At 71.2% G+C, this 18,213-nt stretch carries 19 protein-coding genes and 1 tRNA gene; 10 read left to right on the top strand and 10 right to left on the bottom strand.

The genetic code is table 11. The annotated features are described in order from the left end of the window. The 3 genes from ABTX62_RS27205 to ABTX62_RS27195 form a co-directional block, all read right to left on the bottom strand. On the bottom strand, positions 1–569 hold a 569-nt coding region (locus tag ABTX62_RS27205), incomplete at its 3' end, for a chaplin family protein (RefSeq protein WP_502998016.1). Positions 570–699: 130 nt separating this feature from the next. Continuing rightward, a complete protein-coding gene (chpH, locus tag ABTX62_RS27200) occupies positions 700–933 on the bottom strand; it encodes a chaplin ChpH (protein WP_352118671.1) in 234 nt (77 codons plus the stop codon). Positions 934–1,082: 149 nt separating this feature from the next. Continuing rightward, positions 1,083–2,408, bottom strand: a complete 1,326-nt coding sequence (locus ABTX62_RS27195; protein ID WP_352118670.1) for a M20/M25/M40 family metallo-hydrolase — start codon at positions 2,406–2,408, stop codon at positions 1,083–1,085. 195 nt (positions 2,409–2,603) lie between these two features. On the opposite strand from ABTX62_RS27195, the gene ABTX62_RS27190 reads away from it, so the two are divergent. After that, positions 2,604–2,688 (top strand) — tRNA-Leu (locus ABTX62_RS27190). A gap of 63 nt (positions 2,689–2,751) precedes the next feature. Further along, positions 2,752–3,126: a YchJ family protein gene (locus ABTX62_RS27185; RefSeq protein WP_352118669.1), complete on the top strand. Its 375-nt coding sequence runs from the start codon at positions 2,752–2,754 to the stop codon at positions 3,124–3,126. A gap of 3 nt (positions 3,127–3,129) precedes the next feature. On the opposite strand, the gene ABTX62_RS27180 is transcribed toward ABTX62_RS27185, so the two are convergent. Further along, a complete protein-coding gene (locus ABTX62_RS27180) occupies positions 3,130–3,831 on the bottom strand; it encodes a FadR/GntR family transcriptional regulator (protein WP_352118668.1) in 702 nt (233 codons plus the stop codon). Between the two features lie 138 nt (positions 3,832–3,969). On the opposite strand from ABTX62_RS27180, the gene ABTX62_RS27175 reads away from it, so the two are divergent. Next, entirely contained in the window at positions 3,970–4,488 is a 519-nt protein-coding gene (locus ABTX62_RS27175) for a gluconokinase (RefSeq protein WP_352118667.1), read from the top strand. Between the two features lie 58 nt (positions 4,489–4,546). Next, positions 4,547–5,944 (top strand): GntT/GntP/DsdX family permease, encoded by a 1,398-nt coding sequence (locus ABTX62_RS27170; protein WP_352118666.1) that lies wholly within the window; start codon positions 4,547–4,549, stop codon positions 5,942–5,944. A 257-nt stretch (positions 5,945–6,201) separates the two neighbouring features. Here ABTX62_RS27170 and ABTX62_RS27165 read toward each other — a convergent pair whose 3' ends face one another. From ABTX62_RS27165 to ABTX62_RS27150, 4 genes are all read right to left on the bottom strand, one after another. After that, complete coding sequence (locus ABTX62_RS27165; protein ID WP_352118665.1) at positions 6,202–6,825, bottom strand: cytochrome b/b6 domain-containing protein; 624 nt, start codon at positions 6,823–6,825, stop codon at positions 6,202–6,204. Next, complete coding sequence (locus ABTX62_RS27160) at positions 6,809–7,534, bottom strand: molybdopterin-dependent oxidoreductase (RefSeq protein WP_352118682.1); 726 nt, start codon at positions 7,532–7,534, stop codon at positions 6,809–6,811. Before ABTX62_RS27160 ends, ABTX62_RS27165 begins: the two co-directional genes overlap by 17 nt. 277 nt (positions 7,535–7,811) lie before the next feature. Then, entirely contained in the window at positions 7,812–9,347 is a 1,536-nt protein-coding gene (locus tag ABTX62_RS27155; protein WP_352118664.1) for an APC family permease, read from the bottom strand. Between the two features lie 34 nt (positions 9,348–9,381). Further along, a complete protein-coding gene (locus tag ABTX62_RS27150; protein WP_352118681.1) occupies positions 9,382–10,332 on the bottom strand; it encodes a hypothetical protein in 951 nt (316 codons plus the stop codon). A 363-nt stretch (positions 10,333–10,695) separates the two neighbouring features. Between ABTX62_RS27150 and ABTX62_RS27145 the strand changes: the two genes are divergently transcribed. The 4 genes from ABTX62_RS27145 to ABTX62_RS27130 are packed head-to-tail and all read left to right on the top strand — an operon-like array spanning position 10,696 to position 12,925. Next, a complete protein-coding gene (locus ABTX62_RS27145; RefSeq protein WP_352118663.1) occupies positions 10,696–11,601 on the top strand; it encodes a DMT family transporter in 906 nt (301 codons plus the stop codon). Between the two features lie 45 nt (positions 11,602–11,646). Further along, on the top strand, positions 11,647–12,162 hold the full coding sequence (locus ABTX62_RS27140; protein WP_352118662.1) for an NUDIX hydrolase: 516 nt from the start codon (positions 11,647–11,649) through the stop codon (positions 12,160–12,162). Positions 12,163–12,200: 38 nt separating this feature from the next. Next, complete coding sequence (locus ABTX62_RS27135; RefSeq protein ID WP_283971701.1) at positions 12,201–12,593, top strand: YidH family protein; 393 nt, start codon at positions 12,201–12,203, stop codon at positions 12,591–12,593. Next, entirely contained in the window at positions 12,590–12,925 is a 336-nt protein-coding gene (locus tag ABTX62_RS27130; RefSeq protein ID WP_352118661.1) for a DUF202 domain-containing protein, read from the top strand. Before ABTX62_RS27135 ends, ABTX62_RS27130 begins: the two co-directional genes overlap by 4 nt. Before the next feature lie 194 nt (positions 12,926–13,119). Here the strand turns inward: ABTX62_RS27130 and ABTX62_RS27125 are convergent, their stop codons facing one another. Then, positions 13,120–14,226, bottom strand: a complete 1,107-nt coding sequence (locus tag ABTX62_RS27125; RefSeq protein ID WP_352118660.1) for an NAD-dependent epimerase/dehydratase family protein — start codon at positions 14,224–14,226, stop codon at positions 13,120–13,122. A 552-nt stretch (positions 14,227–14,778) separates the two neighbouring features. Further along, positions 14,779–15,723, bottom strand: a complete 945-nt coding sequence (locus ABTX62_RS27120) for an NADP-dependent oxidoreductase (protein ID WP_352118659.1) — start codon at positions 15,721–15,723, stop codon at positions 14,779–14,781. Positions 15,724–15,922: 199 nt separating this feature from the next. Here ABTX62_RS27120 and ABTX62_RS27115 point away from each other — a divergent pair, with 199 nt between their 5' ends. Together ABTX62_RS27115 and ABTX62_RS27110 are read left to right on the top strand one after the other, a co-directional pair. Then, the gene (locus ABTX62_RS27115) at positions 15,923–16,957 is read left to right on the top strand and encodes a phosphotransferase family protein (RefSeq protein ID WP_352118658.1); all 1,035 of its coding nucleotides are present in this window, start codon (positions 15,923–15,925) and stop codon (positions 16,955–16,957) included. Positions 16,958–16,962: 5 nt separating this feature from the next. Then, positions 16,963–18,177: an acyl-CoA dehydrogenase family protein gene (locus ABTX62_RS27110; RefSeq protein ID WP_352118657.1), complete on the top strand. Its 1,215-nt coding sequence runs from the start codon at positions 16,963–16,965 to the stop codon at positions 18,175–18,177. The last annotated feature ends 36 nt before the right edge of the window (positions 18,178–18,213 follow it).

Here is an 18,213-nt window from a genome sequence, read left to right as displayed (position 1 = left end):
CGTTGCACCGGCACCTGGACGTGGTTGCCCGAGCCGACGCCAGGCGAGCCGGTGGCGTGACCGCCCGCCTGCGAGCCGCCATGGGCACCCTCTTCGCCGGATCCCCCCGACGACGACCCACCGCCCTGGTTAGCGCACGAGTTGCCGACCGACGGGTTGAGCACCCCGATGACATCGACACTGTTGCCGCAGACGTTCACCGGCACGTGCACCGGCACCTGGACGTGGTTGCCCGAGCCGACGCCAGGCGAGCCGGTGGCGTGACCGCCCGCCTGCGAGCCGCCATGGGCACCCTCTTCGCCGGATCCCCCCGACGACGACCCACCGCCCTGGTTGGCGCACGAGTTGCCGACCGACGGGTTGAGCACCCCGATGACGTTGACCGTGTTGCCGCAGACGTTGACCGGCGCGTGCACCGGCGCCTGCACCGAGTTCCCGGACAGCACGCCCGGCGATCCCGAAGCGGCGCCCTGGGCGCCCGAGTCGGCGTGCGCGGAGCCGCCCGCGGCGGCGATCACGCCGGTCGCGGCCGCCACGGTCATCAGACCCTTGCGGGTAGCCTGTCGCATTGCTGAATACCTGCCTTCGACTGTGTCTCGAATTCTTCTCGAATTCCTCGAAAGAAGCGTTCGGTCCCGGAGCGCATGGCATGTGCTCCGGGACCGATGGCTTGGAATCCCCCTCAGCGAGGGGAAAGCATCACTGGTTGATGCAGGTGTTGCCGAAGGCGGGGTTCAGCAGCCCGATCACGGAGACCGTGTTGCCGCAGACGTTCACCGGGACGTGAACGGGCACCTGGACAACGTTGCCGGACAGGACACCCGGGGAGTGCGCGGCGGCACCCTGGGCACCCGAGTCGGCGACGGCCATGCCCGCGCCCGCGAGAACCAGCCCACCGGTGGCAGCCGCAGCAGCGACGACCTTCTTGATCATTATTCCTCCTAGTTGGCAATGCGACCCATCTTGCGATCGCATTACCTGTAACGAGGAGGGAGTAATGCGGCTACGAGCTTATCGTCGCATTCACTCTTCCCAGTAGATTCCGTACGTGCGAGCGAATAGCACCGCCGGCAGGGGCGGTCTCAGGACGCGTCGATGAAGCGGTCGAGCACCCGCACGCCGAACCGCAGGCCCTCCACCGGCACCCGCTCGTCCACTCCGTGGAACATGCCGGCGAAGTCCAGCTCCGGCGGCAGCTTCAGCGGCACGAAGCCGAAGCCGCGGATGCCGAGGTCGTCGAAGGACTTGGCGTCCGTTCCGCCGGAGAGCATGTACGGGATCGCCTTGGCCGTCGGATCCTCGGCCACCAGCGCCGACTGCATCGCCGCCACGAGCGCCCCGTCGAAGGTGGTCTCCACGGCCTTGTCGGCGTGGATGTCCTCCCGCCGTACCTTCGGGCCGAGGATCCGGTCGAGGTCGGTGAGGAACTCCTCCTCGTGTCCGGGCAGGAAGCGTCCGTCGACGTGTGCGGTCGCCTCGCCCGGGATGACGTTGACCTTGTATCCGGCGCCCAACTGCGTGGGGTTGGCCGTGTTGCTGAGGGTCGCGCCGATGAGCTTGGCGATGCCACCGAGCCTGGCGAGGGTCGACTCCATGTCCTCCGGGTCGAGTTCCGTACCGAGCGCGTCACCGAGTTCGTCGAGGAAGGCACGGGTGGTCTTCGTGACCCGCACCGGGAACGTGTGCCGCCCCAGCCGCGCGACGGCCTCGGACAGCTCGGTGATCGCGTTGTCCCGGTGGATCATCGATCCGTGCCCGGCGGTGCCGGCCACGGTGAGCTTCATCCAGTGCATGCCCTTCTCGGCCGTCTGGATCAGATAGAGCCGGCGCTGCTCGCTCACGGTGAACGAGAAGCCGCCCACTTCGCTGATCGCCTCGGTGACGCCCTCGAACAGGTCGCGGTGGTTGCGGACGAGGTGCTTGGCGCCGTACGTGCCGCCGGCCTCCTCGTCGGCGAGGAACGCGAGGACGATGTCGCGCGGGGGCTTGCGTCCGCTGCGCAGCCGGTCGCGGACGACCGCGAGGGTCATCGCGTCCATGTCCTTCATGTCGACGGCCCCGCGGCCCCACACGCAGCCGTCGGCGACCTCGCCGGAGAAGGGGTGGTGGGTCCAGTCGTCCGCGTTGGCCGGTACGACGTCGGTGTGGCCGTGGATGAGGAGCGCGGGCCGGGAGGGGTCCTCGCCCTCGATCCGTGCCACGGTGGAGGCGCGGCCCGGGTGGGACTCGAAGATCTGCGGTTCGAGCCCGACCTCGGCGAGCTTCTCGGCGACGTATTCGGCCGCCTTCCGCTCGCCCGGACCCGAGTGGTCGCCGTAGTTGCTGGTGTCGATCTGGATCAGCTCGCGGCAGAGGTCCACGACCTCGTCCTCGCCGGTGACGCTCCTGGCCGTGTCCGTCTCGCTCACGTGCTTCCTCCCGCTGTCACTGCTGGTGGGTCCCCCTCATCCTCCCTCTCCCGCTCCCGCACCCCAAGGGCGCTCCCGGCCCGTCACCCCCCGTTCACGCCTCGCGGGGCGCGGACGGGGGGTGATCGGCCGCCCTGGAAAGCCTGGTAATGTTTACGTCGTCGCCGCGGGGAGGACCCGCGCGACAGACACCTTGTCCGGGTGGCGGAATGGCAGACGCGCTAGCTTGAGGTGCTAGTGCCCTTTATCGGGCGTGGGGGTTCAAGTCCCCCCTCGGACACATGAAGCTGAGGGCCGTGACCGCGAGGTCGCGGCCCTCGGTCGTTGCCGCGGAAAGGTGACCATGACCAGGCGTTCCTGTCCTTGCGGGCTCCCCCAGGACTACGAGGCGTGCTGTGGCCGGTACCACTCGGGTGCGGCTGCCGCACCGACCGCACAGGCGCTGATGCGGTCGCGGTACTGCGCCTTCGTGACGGGGGACGCCGGGTATCTGCTGCGGACCTGGCATCCGCGGACGCGGCCCGAGGCGCTGGAGTTGGACCCGGGGACGCGGTGGACCGGCTTGGAGATCCTGGGGACGACGGACGGGTCCGCGTTCCACTCCACCGGCGGCGTGGAGTTCCGGGCGTCGTACCGGGGCGGTTCGCTGCACGAGCGGAGCCGGTTCGAACGGGTCGACGGTGCCTGGGTGTACGTGGACGGGGAGTTTCCGGCGTAGCCGCTACGGCGCCAGGATGTCCAGTTCCTGGAGGGCGCCGACCGTGATCTGGCGGGTCAGGTCCTCCGCCCGGACCGCGTCGCCCGCGCGGACCGCCTCGGCGACCTGGACGTGCAGGGTGACGGCGGCCGGGTCCGGGTCCTCGAACATCACGTCGTGCTGGGTGCGGCCGGTCAGGACCTCGGCGACGACGTCCCCGAGCCGGGCGAACATCTCGTTGCCGGATGCGTCCAGGACGACGCGGTGGAAGGCGACGTCGTGGAAGAGGTACCCCTCCAGCTTGTGGCCGCGTGAGTGGGCGACCATGCCGAGGGCGCACTCGGTGAGTCGCGCGCACTGCTCCGATGTGGCGTGCCGGGCGGCGAGACCGGCCGCGACCGGTTCGATCGCCGAGCGCAGCACCGTGAGGGAGCGCAGTTGCCCGGGGCGGTCGGCGCCCGCCAGGCGCCAGCGGATGACCTGCGGGTCGTAGACGTTCCACTCGGACTTCGGGCGGACCGTGACTCCGACGCGGCGGCGCGATTCGACCAGGTACATGGACTCCAGGACGCGGACCGCCTCGCGCATCACGGAGCGTGACACATCGAAGCGCTGGGCGAGCTCGTCCGTCCGCAGGACGCTGCCCGGCGGATACTCACCCGCCGTGATCTCGGGTCCGAGGGTGTCCAGTACGCGGCCGTGCAGCCCCCGGTCCGATGTGCTCATGCACTCAGCGTACGGGGTAGATCACGGAGCCATAAAGTCAGACTTATTCATCACCACCTCTTGAATTAGTCATACCTAATGGGTTTCAGTTGCGTCGACATCAGGTGTCGACCTCGGACAGCAGACAGTGAGGCAGCGATGAACACCCCCCATGTCGTCGTGGTCATGGGCGTAGCGGGCACCGGCAAGACCACCATCGGTCCCCTGCTCGCGGCCCGGCTCGGCGTTCCGTACGCCGAGGGCGACGACTTCCACCCGCCGGCCAACATCGCCAAGATGTCGGCCGGTACCGCGCTCACCGACGAGGACCGCCTGCCCTGGCTCGACGCCATCGGCGCGTGGGCGCACGGACGGGCCGGGCTCGGCGGGGTGGTCGGCTGCTCGGCGCTGAAGCGGTCGTACCGCGACCGGCTGCGGGCCGCGGCACCCGGCGTGGTCTTCGTGCACCTCACGGGGGACCGGGCGCTGATCGAGGACCGGATGTCGCACCGGCAGGGGCACTTCATGCCCACGGCACTGCTCGACTCCCAGTTCGCCACGCTCCAGCCCCTTGAAGCGGACGAGGCGGGAATCGGCGTGGATGTCGCGGGCGGCCCGGAGGAGATCACCGAACGGGCGGCGCACGCCCTGGCGGCCCTCCCCGATCCCTCCCGGTAACCCCCGGCGGCGCCTTCTCCCTCCCCCCTCCCCTCCTCCCCAACGCAAGGGAACCACCGTGACCAGACTCAGCGTCGAGATGCTGGCAGCGGACGCACCCGAGCCGATAACCTCGGCCGGTCACGCTCAGCTGGGCATCGCCGTCCTGGCGGGCATCGCCGTCATCGTCCTGCTCATCACCAAGTTCAAGCTGCACGCCTTCCTGTCGCTGACCATCGGGTCGCTGGCACTCGGAGCGATCGCCGGGGCGCCGCTGGACAAGGTGCTCCTCAGCTTCAGCGCCGGCCTCGGCGCCACGGTCGCCGGTGTCGGTGTGCTGATCGCCCTCGGGGCGATCCTCGGCAAGATGCTCGCGGACTCCGGCGGCGCCGACCAGATCGTCGACACCATCCTCGCCAAGGCCGGCGGGCGGTCGATGCCGTGGGCGATGGTGCTGATCGCCTCGGTGATCGGGCTGCCGCTGTTCTTCGAGGTCGGCATCGTGCTGCTGATCCCGGTGGTGCTGATGGTCGCCAAGCGCGGCAACTACTCGCTGATGCGCATCGGCGTTCCGGCGCTCGCGGGTCTGTCCGTGATGCACGGACTGGTGCCGCCGCACCCCGGTCCGCTGGTCGCGATCGACGCGGTCGGGGCCGATCTCGGCATCACGCTGGCGCTGGGTGTCCTCGTCGCCATACCCACGGTGATCATCGCCGGTCCGGTGTTCTCCAAGTACGCGGCCCGCTGGGTGGACGTGCCGGCCCCCGAGAAGATGATCCCGCAGCGCGCCTCCGGGGAGCTCGACCAGCGCCCCGGGTTCGGTGCCACGCTCTTCACCGTGCTGCTTCCGGTGATCCTCATGCTCGCCAAGGCACTGGTCGACATCGTCGTGGACGACCTGGAGAACCCGGTGCAGCGCGTCTTCGACGTCATCGGCGCCCCGATGATCGCCCTGCTCGTCTCGGTGCTGGTCGGCATCTTCACGCTGCTGCGGCCCGCCGGTTTCTCCAAGGAGCGGATCTCGCCGCTCGTCGAGAAGAGCCTCATGCCGATCGCGGGCATCCTGCTGATCGTCGGCGCGGGTGGCGGCTTCAAGCAGACGCTGATCGACACCGGTGTGGGCCGGATGGTCCTGGACGTCTCCGAGAACTGGTCCATCCCGGCGTTGCTGCTGGCCTGGCTGATCGCGGTGGTGATCCGTCTGGCGACGGGTTCGGCGACGGTGGCCACGGTGTCGGCGGCCGGTCTGGTCGCCCCGCTGGCGGCCGACATGTCGAGCACGCACGCCGCCCTGCTGGTCCTCGCCATCGGCGCCGGCTCGCTCTTCTTCAGCCATGTCAACGACGCCGGGTTCTGGATGGTGAAGGAGTACTTCGGGCTGAGTGTCGGCCAGAACATCAAGACCTGGTCCGTCATGGAGACGATCGTCTCGGTGGTCGCCGGCGGCCTCGTCCTGCTGTTGTCCCTCGTGATCTAGTGTGCCGCGGTGATGACGGCTCGTCCCCTCTTCGGCAGCGGCGGCCGTACGGGCCTGGTCACCGGCTCCGGCCGGGGCATCGGGCCCGCCGCCGCGCGCGGTCCGGCGGGGGCGGCTGCCCGATCGTCCGGAACGGGCAGCCGCCCCGACCGGCTCGCCGAGGCCGCCGCCGAGCTGCCGGCGACCGGTGCACACGGCCGCGCGCGACGTGACCGACGGATCATCGGCGGCCACGGTGGACCCTCAGGGCTACGTGCTCACGGGCGCCACAAGGAGTGCTCCCGGTTCGCCCAGTCTCTGCTCACCTTGCCCGTGCGCATGCCCCTTCTGGACTCCGGGTCCGCCAGGGCCATGCCGATGTGACCGGCCAGGACGATGCCGATGGTGAGGGCCAGCCAGTCGTGGACGAAGGTGGCGCTGGTGCGCCAGAGGATGGGGGTGAGGTGGGTGAACCACATCATCAGGCCGGTGGCGAGCATGACCAGTGTGGCGCCGGCGATCCAGGCCGCGTAGATCTTCTGGCCGGCGTTGAACTTGGCGGCGGGGCGCGACGCGTGGCACTTGTCGCGGTGCAGGGCGGCGCGCAGCCAGGTGCGGTCGTGCGGGCCGAAGCGGTTGAGGCGGCCGAGGTCGGCGCGGAAGGCGCGGGAGGCGAGTCCGGCCAGGACGGGGACGGGCAGGGCGAGGCCCGACCACTGGTGCAGGGTGACGACGAGCGCGCGGCGGCCGACGAGTTCGGCGAGCTGGGGGATGTAGAGGCAGGCCGCGGTGACGACGCAGAGGCCCATCAGCGCGGCCGTGGCGCGGTGGGTCCAGCGCTGCACAGGGGTGAAGCGGCGCACATCGGCCGTGGCCGGCGGCACGTCAGCTCGTAGGCTCATCGTCCCGTCCGTTCGAGCGGCCCACCCAGGCGTCGACGTCGTAGCCGCGCTCCTCCCAGTAGCCCGGCCGGACCTCGTCGGTGAGGGTGATGCCGGAGAGCCACTTGGCGGACTTGTAGAAGTACATGGGCGCCACGTAGAGGCGGACCGGGCCGCCGTGGGAGTGGCTTAGGTCCTTGTCCTGCATGCGCAGGGCGACCAGGACGTCGGCGCGGCGGGCCTGGTCGAGGGTTAGGCTCTCGGTGTACGTGCCGTCGAAGCAGGTGAAGCGGACGGCCTTGGCCGTGGGGCGGACCCGGGCCGCGTCCAGGATCCGGGACAGGCGTACGCCCTCGAAGGGGGTGTGGGGGACGCGCCAGCCCGTGACGCACTGGACGTCGCGGACCATGCGGGTCTGGGGCAGGGCCTTGAGGCCGTCGAGGGTGTAGGTGGTGGGGCGGTCGACCAGGCCGTCCACGGTGAGGCGGTAGCCGCGGGCGTTCTTGCGCGGGACGGACGAGGCGACCGAGTAGTAGCGGAAGCCGCCGCCGTTCGGGAGCAGGCCGGTCAGGCCGGTGGGGTCCTTGTCGGCCGCGCCGCCGAGGAAGCCCTCCAGGCCGCGTTGCAGCGGTGGTGCGGCGACCACGCCGACGGCTCCCAGGGCGAGGGTGCCGAGGAAGACGCGGCGGCCGATCGGGGTGCCCCGTTCTTCGGGGTGTTCGTCGTTCACACCCTGGTGTACGTCCTCGTTCACGTGCCCATTCGAGCACCCGCGGCCCCGGTACGACAGGGATCGCGGGTGCTCCGTCAGATTTCCGTAACCACTTCTTAGGGGTCCTTTCACTATGAGCGTCCGATCAGGGCACGTGGTCTGGTGCCGTGCATCGCAAGGCGCCGGGAAGCCCTCGTAGCGGAGCTACCAGGGCGTTTCGGCAACGCGGCGAGGTGCGGTGCCAGGCCGCGCGACCCGGACGGGCATAGTGAAAGGACCCCTTACGCGGACCTCGTCAGGAGGAGGCCGCCTTGTCCAGCTGGAACGCCTCGTTGCCGAGGCCGATCCGGGCGTGCTTCTCGGGGGCGCGGGCGCGCAGCACCAGGCCGAGGACGAGGCCGGCGAGCGCGGCGAGGCCGATGATGCCGGGCAGCACCCAGCTCAGCGAGGAGTCGGGGCCGGCGCCGACCAGCACCTCGAAGTCCTTCACCGTGTAGCCGGCGATGACCAGCAGAGCGATGCCCGCCAGCGCGGAGGTGGCCAGCCGCCAGGCCTGGGTGCCCGCGGCGCCGCGGCGGACGAAGAAGACGACGACCGACAGCGAGGCCGCCGCCATCAGCACGATCACGCCGAGGGCTCCGATGTTGCCGAACCAGGTGAACAGGTGCAGTACGGGCGCGGTCGGGTCACCGGCCGGCTTGTCGTCGGTGATCGCGAAGGCGGCGACGACCACCACGGCCACGGCGGTCTGGAGCAGCGAGCCGGTGCCCGGGGCGCCGCTGCTGCCGCTGGTGCGGCCGAAGGCGGCGGGCAGCAGGCCCTCGCGGCCCATGGCGAAGGCGTAGCGGGCGACGACGTTGTGGAAGCTGAGCAGCGCGGCGAACATGCCGGTGACGAACAGGAGGTGCAGGACGTCCGTGAAGGTGCCGCCGAGGCGGGACTCGGTGAGGAAGAACAGCAGTCCGGCGCTCTGCTTCTGGGCGGTGCCGACGATGGCGGAGGGCCCGGTGGCGACGGTGAGGGCCCAGGAGCTCAGCGCGAAGAAGACGGCGACCCCGCCGACGGCGAGGAACATCACGCGCGGCACCAGGACGTGCGGGCGGCTGGTCTCCTCGGCGTACACGGGGGCCTGCTCGAAGCCGAGGAACGCGGCGATGCAGAAGCACAGGGCGGTGCCGACACCGGCGCCGGTGAGGGTGTCGGGGTTGAAGGCGTGCAGCGACAGGCCCTCCTTGCCGGGGTCGGTGAGGGCGGCCACGTCGAAGACGACGACCAGGAGCACCTCGATGACCAGCAGTACGCCGAGCACGCGGGCGTTGACGTCGATCTTGAGCCAGCCCAGCAGCCCGACGGCGAGCGCGGCCACGAGGGCCGGTATCCACCAGGCGAGGTCCACGTCGGCGTAGGTGGCGAGGAGGCCGGAGACCTCGAAGCCGAAGATTCCGTAGATGCCGACCTGGAGCGCGTTGTAGGCGACGAGGGCCACCAGGGCGGCGCTCGCGCCGGCGGTGCCGCCGAGGCCCCGCGAGATGTACGCGTAGAAGGCGCCCGCGTTGTGGACGTGGCGGCTCATCTCGGCGTAGCCGACGCTGAAGAGGATCAGGACGACGCCGAGGAGGACGAAGAGCAGCGGCTGGCCGACGATGCCCATCACCGCGAATGTAGTGGGCATGACACCTGCGACCACCATGAGGGGGGCGGTCGCGGCGAGGACGGAGAGCAGCAGCCCTCCAGTCCCGAGCCGGTCGGCGCGCAGGGCGCGCTCCTGCCCCTTGAACGTACTGATGCCGCCGGAGGCGGCTGGGCTCGTTCTCGAACTGTCCGTGGTCATCGGGGGAGCGTCCTCACTCTTCGGGGCGGGGGTGTCAGGCCGTGCCGAGCGCGCCGGCGCGAGCGGCGGCGAAGGCGGTGTGCGGGTCGCGGTCCGGGTACGACCAGGGAGCCGGGGTCGCGAAGCGGCCGATCCGGTGGAACAGGGCGGCGGCCTCGGCGCCCCGTCCCTCGCAGACCTTGGCATGGGCGAGGAAGTTCAGGTCGACCAGCCGCCGCGGGTGCCCCTCCAGCTCCCACTCCAGCCACCAGTCGAAGGCGGCCTTCATGACCTGCCGGGCGCGGCGCCCCGCCCAGTGGCCGGAGGCGGCCGGGTCGGCGGGTTCGTGTCCGGCGGCGGCCAGCACGCGGTAACGCTCGGCGTGCGCGATGACCGGCAGGATCGCGAGCGGGGAGTCGGCGGGTGCCTGTTCGGCGGCCCAGCCGGCGAAGTCGTAGACCTCGTGCAGCGGGTCCGGGCCGGCCTCGGTGCGGCGGCCGGCGAGCCGGGCGACCATCAGGTGGTGGGCGTGGTGGTGGTCGGCGTACCGGCCGCGGACCGCTTCGAAGCCGCGGATCACGTCCTGGTCGCTGCCGACCGCGCACTCCAGCATGAGCAGGCCCAGCCACGGGGTGGGATCGGCGGGGGCACGGGCCGCGGCGGCCTGGCAGTGCTCGCGGGCGCGGACCGGCTTGGCCTTGCCGTGCAGGACGCGCCGGACCTCGGCGAGGGCGAGCAGCACGGAGGCGTCGGCGGACTCGGGTTCGGCGAGCAGCCACTCGCGGGCCCATGCGGCGCAGTAGGACTCACGCGCGAGGACGGTGACGCGGTGGCCCCGCCGGTCCCAGTCGTCGCCGGTGTGCGCCAGCAGGGAACGGGCGCTCTGCCAGCGGCCCTGTGCCAGTGCGGCACGAGCGGCCACGAGGTCGGCGTCGTCGAGGGCCTCGTCGAAGGCCTGCGCCGCACGTCTGCGGCCACGGCCGAGGGGAGGCGGGGGTGGGGACACCGCGAACTTCCTCACGCGCTCTTCTTGTGTTCCGGCTCACGGCGGCAGAGGGAGCGCGCGTGAGCGCAGCGCCATGAACTGATCACACACAGCCAAGCCGCAGCCAAGGGTCGCCGTCAAGGGCCGCAAGGACGTTACACGCGTCAACTGCCGCTACTCGTGAGCGTATTGTGACCGGAGAGCAGCGGGAGGCCAGTGCGACAGTGACCCGATTCTTCCCTTTCGCCCTTTGTGACCCACGTCATAGCGCCGGCTGTCATCGCCCCCGACGATGGCATGACGTACGGGCGCGCCGGGCGGAGCCGGCCGGTGCTGTCGGCCCTTACGCAACCGTGACCCGACCTGACGATCGAGGTACACCGCGTGTCGGTTGTAGTTCTGGCGCTCGCCCTGGGCGCCGCCTGCTGTCTGGGCTTCGGATTCGTCCTCCAGCAGAACGCGGCTCAGCGGGCCCCGCTGAGCGACTTCCTCTCCTTCCGGCTGCTGATCGACCTCGCGAAGGTGCCGCGCTGGCTCGGCGGCATCGCGCTGATGGTGGTCGGCATGGGGCTCGGCGCCGCCGCACTGGGGCAGGGCGAGCTGTCGCTCGTGGAGCCGCTGCTCGCGACGAACCTGCTCTTCGCGCTCGCCCTCTCCCGCCGACAGACCCGGCAGCCGCTGGGCCGCCAGGGCTGGGCCGGCCTCCTCCTGCTGGCGGGCGGGGTGACCGCGTTCATCGTGGCGGGCCGGCCGGAGGGCGGCGCCGCGACGTCCGATCCGGTACGGCAATGGGTGATCATCGGGGTCATGATCGGTCTCGCCCTGCTGCTGACGGCCCACGGCAGGCGGTCCCGGCTGAGCTCCGGCCCGGTGCTGCTGGCACTGGCCGCCGGGCTGCTCTATGGCGTGCAGGACGCGCTGACCCGGGTCAGCGGACAGAAGGTCTCCGAGGGCGGCCTCGCCGCGCTGCTCACCGGCTGGGAGCCGTACGCGGTGCTCGCGCTGGGCGTCACGGGACTGGTCCTCGTGCAGAGCGCGTTCGAGACCGCGTCCCTGCGCGCGTCGCTGCCGGCCCTGACCGCGGCCCAGCCGCTCGCCGGGATCGTCTGCGGTGTCGGCTTCCTGGGCGACCGGCTGCGCACCGACGCGGCGGCCCTGGGCTGGGAGGCCGGCGGTCTGCTGGCCGTGGTCGCCGGGATCGTGCTGCTGGGTCTGCATCCGGCGATGCCGCAGGGGGCACCGGAGCGGGCACGGGTGGCCGTACCCGCGGTGAGCCCCGCCTCGCCCTGACGGACCCCGGCCCACGACGGGCACGCGCCCTGCTTGGATGAGGGCATGAGCGCTGCTGACGAGATCCTCGACATCGTCGACGAGAACGACCGGGTCGTCGGGCGGTTGCCGCGCGGCGAGGTCTACGCCCGGGGCCTGCGCCACCGCTGCGTGTTCGTCCAGGCCCGGGACGCCCGGGGCCGCGTCTTCGTGCACCGGCGCACCCCCAGCAAGCTGGTCTTCCCCTCCCTGTACGACATGTTCGTCGGCGGAGTCGTCGGCGCGGGCGAGTCCTACGACACCGCGGCCCTGCGGGAGGCCGAGGAGGAACTGGGCGTGACCGGCCTCCCCCTCCCCCGGCACCTCTTCACGTTCCTCTACGACAACGGCTCCGGACAGAGCTGGTGGTCGGCGGTCTACGAGGTCCGCTGCGAGCTCCCCGTACAGCCGCAGGCCGAAGAGGTGGCCTGGTACGACTTCCTGCCCGAGGAGGAGGTCGAGCGGCGCCTGGACGACTGGGAGTGGGTGCCGGACGGCCTGGCGGCGTACGAGCGGCTCAAGGCGTTCCGGTCGGCCGGCTGACGCGGAGCCGGGCCGGGCTCCCGGGTAGGGTCGCGCACGTGATCGAGTTCGTGCGGAACGTCCGATTGTGGTTCGCGCCCGCCGAGGTCCGGGAGGACGGCGAGACGCCCGACTACCGGTTCTCCCTGGCGAACGAACGCACCTTCCTCGCCTGGCTGCGCACCGCGCTCGCGCTGATCGGCGGCGGCTTCGCCGTGGACCAGTTCCTGCCGGATCTGCGCTGGGGCTGGCGGGTCGGGCTGGCGCTCGCCCTGCTGGCGGCGGGCGTGCTCTGCTCGCTGCGGGCCGTCAACCACTGGGTGCGCTGCGAGCGGGCCATGCGCCGGGGTGAGGATCTGCCGGTGTCGCGGTTCCCGGCCCTGCTGAGCCTCGTCGTCGCCGTCGTGGCGGTCGCCATGGTCCTGGTGGTGCTCGTGGGGTGGGAGGGGTGAGCGTCCCGGCCGCCCGGCGGCGGGACCCCGACCGCGATCCCGGACTGCAGCCCGAGCGGACCCGGCTCGCGTGGCGGCGTACGACGCTGTCGGGCATGGTCGTCGCCGTGCTCGCGGTGAGGACCGCGCTGCACGGCGGGGTGTCGGCGGCCTCCGTCGTCTCGTGCGCTCTGTGCTGCGTCCTCTGGCTGGGCTTCCTCGGCGTCGCCCACCGCCGGATCCGCACCCTCGCCGCCGCGTCGAGCCCCGTGGCGTTCGCGCCCCGGCACGCGGCGGCGGCGGTGGTGTGCACGGTGGCGATGGCGGCCTGCGGCGCCGCCCTCGTCCTCTAGTGCCGCGGCGGGCGACGTTTGCCCATGGAGGAGCGGCGTCCGGTGCGTGCTCTCGGCGGCCGGCCGGAAGTCCGTCCTGGACGTACTTGGGCTTTCGGCCGGTGCGGCGGTGGGGGCCCCTCCCGTTCGAGCGAAGCCGAGAACGGGGGAGCGTGCCGGGCGTCGCGACGGGGCAAACGTCGCCCGCTGCGGCACTAGCGCCGCGGCGGGCGGCCTCCGCCGGACCCTCCCCGGGTCCTCCGCCGCCGCTGTCGCTGCTCGCGCCACGACCGGTGGTGGTCGAGCAGCGTCTCCTCGATCGGGCGGTAGGTGAGCCCGAGTTCCTCGACGCTTCTGTGGTTGTCGACGCGGAAGCGGATGCCGAGGTGCTTGCGGATGTAGTCCTGGCTGAGGCCGAAGGCCGGTCCCAGGACGCGGATGGGCCAGTGCGGGAGGGCGGTGCGGGGGAGGCGGAGATTCCTGGGATGGTGCGTGCGCAGGATCGTCGACATCTGGTGGAACGACGTCATCTCCTGTGCCGCGACGAGGTAACGCCCGTGTGCCTCGGGTCGTTCCGCCGCCGCGATGTGGGCCGCCGCCACGTCCCGTACGTCGGCCGTCGTGAAGCTGAAATCGGGGGCGCCGTAGAAGAAGTAGCCCTTGAACAGCTCGTCCAGGAGGAACAGGCTGCCGGAGTCCGAGGCGGGGGTGAGCGAAGGGCCCAGGATCAGGCCGGGGTTGACGGAGACCATGTTCCAGCGGTCCTGCGCGGACGCCGCGTCCCAGGCCGCTCGTTCCGCCACGGTCTTGGCGTGGTGGTACGGGTTGTTCTCCACCGTGCTCGTGGTGTTGAAGTACTTCTCCGACAGGATCCGGTCGTCCATCTGCAGGACGTCGACGTAGTCGCCGAAGATCGCACCCACCGTGGAGGTCAGGACGAGCCGCTCGACGGTCTCCGTGCGGTCGATGCCGGCGAGCACGTTGCGCGTGCCGTGGAGCGCCGGTTCCAGCATGTCCCGGCGGCCGTCCTTGATCTTCTCCGGCATCAGGAAGGGCGAGGCCACATGGAAGACCACGGAGCAGCCCTTCATCGCCTCGTCGAAGGAGCCGTCCGCGAGCAGATCCGCCTCGAAGAGGTCGAGGCGGCCGGGGTGCTCGTCCCGCATCACCCGCAGCGGCTCCACCTTCGCGACGTTCGCCGTGCTGCGCACGGTGGTGCGCACCCGGTAGCCGCGCTCCAGCAACTGCCGTACCAGATGGGCTGCGACAAAGCCGCTGCCACCGGTCACCAGGACCGTGCCGCCGACCGGGTTGTCGCTCACGTGCGCACTCCTCGGAGGATGAACTCGGGATTTGCCATGATCCCATCATGGCCTGCCCCAGCCCAACCACCCTGTACCTGGGAGGAGTTCGGGCACGCTCGCGGCGAGAGCACGACTGGAGGAGGTCAATGCCTTCCCGGGCCGCGGGCAGGCGGGGGCCGGAGGCGGACGCCGACTTCCCACCCGCTACCCGGCCGGGACACCACCGCGCCCCTCGACGCTGTCGAGCGGAACCTGAAGACGAGGAAGCGCTGGAGGCCGCGGATGGTGTCGGGGCCGACGTCGCCGTCGACGGTTCCGGCGTTGTGCTCGTACAGGAGTGACGCGGCCGGCGCCGACACGACCGCCGGGCGTTCAGTGAACCGGTGACGCCGGTTGTGACGGTTTTGTCAGGCTCTGGTCAGCCTTGCCGGCCATCAGGACTGGCTGACCGTCAGCAGGCGAGACAGGACGCCCGCACCCGGCCGAGAACGGGGGAGCGTGCCGGGCGTCGCGGCAGGGCGAATGCCGCCTGCCGCGGCGCCGGCGCTGCACACCAGGTCACTGCGGCCCTCACTCGCCGTCGCTCTCCCAGTCCACCGTCACGACGATCTTGCCGCGGGTGCGGCCCTCCTGGTTCAGCCGGTGCGCGTCCGCCGCCCGCTCCAGGGGAAACGTCTCGTCGATGTGCACGCTCACCACGCCCTGCTCCGCCAGGTCGGCCACCCGCCGGAGGTCCTCCGCGTCGGGGCGGACGAAGTAGTAGCGGCCGCCGTAGGTCACCACGTCGTTGTCGGCGATGGAGACCAGGCGGCCCTCGGGGGCCAGCAGATTCGCGGATACCTTCAGCGCGTCGCCGCCGACGGTGTCGAACACGGCGTCCACGCCCTCCGGAGCCAGTCCGCGCACCCGCTCGCCCAGGCCCTCGCCGTACGCCACCGGCTCGGCTCCCAGACCCCGCACGAAGTCGTGGTTGGGCTCGCTCGCCGTACCGATCACCCGTGCGCCCAGATGGACGCCCAGCTGCACGGCGACCGAGCCGACACCGCCTGCCGCGGCGTGCACCAGGACGGTCTCGCCCCGCTTCACCTCCAGCAGTTTCGTGAGCACCTGATACGCGGTGAGCCCGACCAGCGGCAGCCCGGCCGCCTCCTCGAAGGAGAGGTTGCGCGGTTTGCGCGCGAGGGTGCGCAGGGGTGCGGCCACGTACTCGGCGAAGGTGCCACGGGAGAGGAAGTCCTCACGCACGTACCCGATGACCTCGTCCCCGACGTCGAACTCCGAGACGGCCACCCCGGGCCGTACGACGACGCCCGAGACGTCCCAGCCGGGCACCACGGGGAAGACGGGGGCGAGGATCCCGTCGAGGTATCCCTCGCGGGCCTTCCAGTCGACGGGGTTCACGGCCGCCGCCCGGACCTTGACCAGCACCGCGTCGGGGCCGACCTTCGGGTCGCGGACCTCCCCGAACGCCAGCACCTCGGGACCGCCGTACCGTGAGTAGCTGATGGCCTTCATGGCTTTGACCTTCCGGTGTCGTCGCGGGGCGCGCAAGCCGGATGGCCTGAACGAACCGGTCGAAACCTCCCCGGCCGCCTCCCGGGACGAGCGGTCGGCCTATCGTGGCTCCGATCACGTTTCGGCCCCACTCTGGACGACATACCGACCGGTCGGCATCATGAGTCGGGAACTGTTCACCTGCCCGTAGGAGCGACGCATGAGCCCCGACCATCCGCCCGGACTGGATCTCGACCGGCTGCGCGGCCTGCTCGACCGCGAGCGGCCCGGCCTGGTGAACGGCCCGCTGTCCGGTCGGCTGATCGAGGGCGGACGGTCGAACCTCACCTACGCGGTCTCCGACGGCACCTCCCGGTGGGTCGTGCGCCGGCCTCCGCTCGGCCATGTCCTGGCCACCGCGCACGACATGAAGCGCGAGCACCGGGTGATCAGCGCGCTGCACCCGACGGCCGTGCCCGTGCCGGAGCCGGTGCTGCTGTGCGAGGACGAGGAGGTGCTCGGCTCGCCGTTCTACGTCATGGAGTTCGTCGACGGCACCCCCTACCGCACCGCCGACCAGCTGACCCCGCTCGGCCCCGAGCGGACCCGGGGAGCGGTGCTGAACCTCGTCGACACGCTGGTGGAGCTGCACGCGGTCGACCCGGGCGAGGTGGGCCTGGCGGACTTCGGTCGGCCCGAGGGCTTCCTCGACCGGCAGCTGCGGCGCTGGGGCAAGCAGCTGGACGCCTCCCGCAACCGCGACCTGGACGGCATCGACGAGCTGCACGCCGCCCTCGGCCGTGAGCTGCCCCACTCCCCCGCCGCGGCCGTCGTGCACGGCGACTACCGGCTGGACAACGTGCTGATCGGGGAGGACGACTCCATCCGGGCGATCCTGGACTGGGAGATGTCGACGCTCGGCGACCCGCTCACCGACCTCGGCCTGCTGGTCATGTACAGCATGCCGCTGGGCATGCCCGACTCCCCCGTCTCCACGACCGCCGAGGCCCCCGGGCACCCGGCGCCGTCGGAACTCATCGAGCGGTACGCCGCGCGCTCGGGGCGCGACGTCTCCGCGGTCTCCTGGTACACGGCGTTCGCCTGGTTCAAGCTCGCCGTGATCCTCGAGGGCATTCACTACCGCTACACGCTGGGACAGACGGTCGGCCGCGGCTTCGACCGCATCGGCGATCTCGTCCCCGTCTTCGTCCGGCACGGACTGACCACGCTCCACGAAGGCCTCCAGGAGGGCTGATCCACATGGACTTCGCTTTCGACGCGCGCACCGAAGAGCTGCGCGCCAAACTCCTCGCCTTCATGGACGAGTACGTCTACCCGGCCGAGGCCGTCGCGCACGAGCAGCGCGAGCGGCTCGGCTCGCCGTGGGAGACCGTGCCCGTGGTCGAGGAGCTCAAGGCCGAGGCCCGCAGGCAGGGCTTGTGGAACCTGTTCCTGCCGGACTCCGAGTACGGGGCCGGGCTCACCAACCTCCAGTACGCGCCGCTCGCCGAGATCATGGGCCGCTCCCCGCAGCTCGCGCCGACGGTGACGAACTGCGCGGCGCCCGACACCGGGAACATGGAGGTGCTCACCCAGTTCGGCGACGAGCGGCAGCGCAAGCAGTGGCTGGAGCCGCTGCTGGCCGGTGAGATCCGCTCGGCGTTCGCGATGACCGAGCCGGAGGTGGCCTCCTCGGACGCCACCAACATCACCACGCACATCGAGCGGGACGGCGACGAGTACGTCATCACCGGCCGCAAGTGGTACATCTCCGGGGCGATGCACCCCGACTGCACCCTCTTCATCGTGATGGGCAAGACCGACCCGGACGGCGAGGACATCCGCCGTCAGCAGTCGATGGTGCTGGTGCCGCGCGACACCTCGGGCGTCACCGTCGAGCGCGCCATGCGGGTGTTCGGGTACGAGGACCACTACCACGGCGGTCACGCCGAAGTGATCTTCGACCACGCGCGCGTGCCGGTCTCCAACCTGGTCGGCGAGGAGGGCGGCGGCTTCGCCATCGCTCAGGCGCGACTGGGTCCCGGACGGATCCACCACTGCATGCGGCTCATCGGCATGGCGGAGCGGGCCATCGAGCTGATGTGCGAGCGGGCCGTGGCCCGGACCGCGTTCGGGAAGGCACTGGCGCAGCAGGGTGTGGTGCACAACTGGATCGCCGACGCGCGGGTGACGGTGGAGCAGTTGCGGCTGCTGGTGCTGAAGACCGCGTGGCTGATGGACACGGTCGGGAACCGGGGCGCGCACACCGAGATCCAGTCCATCAAGATCGCCACGCCTCGGGCGGTGGTGGACATCCTCGACCGGGCCATCCAGTTGCACGGCGCGGGTGGCGTGAGCCAGGACTTCCCGCTGGCGGAGCTGTACGCCGGTGCGCGGACGCTGATGATCGCGGACGGACCTGACGAGGTGCATCAGCGGTCGCTGGCCCGGCGGGAGCTGAAGCGGTACATGTGACGCGGCGGGGCGGTGGGGGCTCTCCCCGCCGCCCCT

The organism is Streptomyces sp. NPDC096046, from assembly GCF_040303285.1.
In the GTDB taxonomy this organism is placed as follows: Bacteria; Actinomycetota; Actinomycetes; order Streptomycetales; family Streptomycetaceae; genus Streptomyces.
This window is presented reverse-complemented; position numbering and strand designations above follow the sequence as displayed.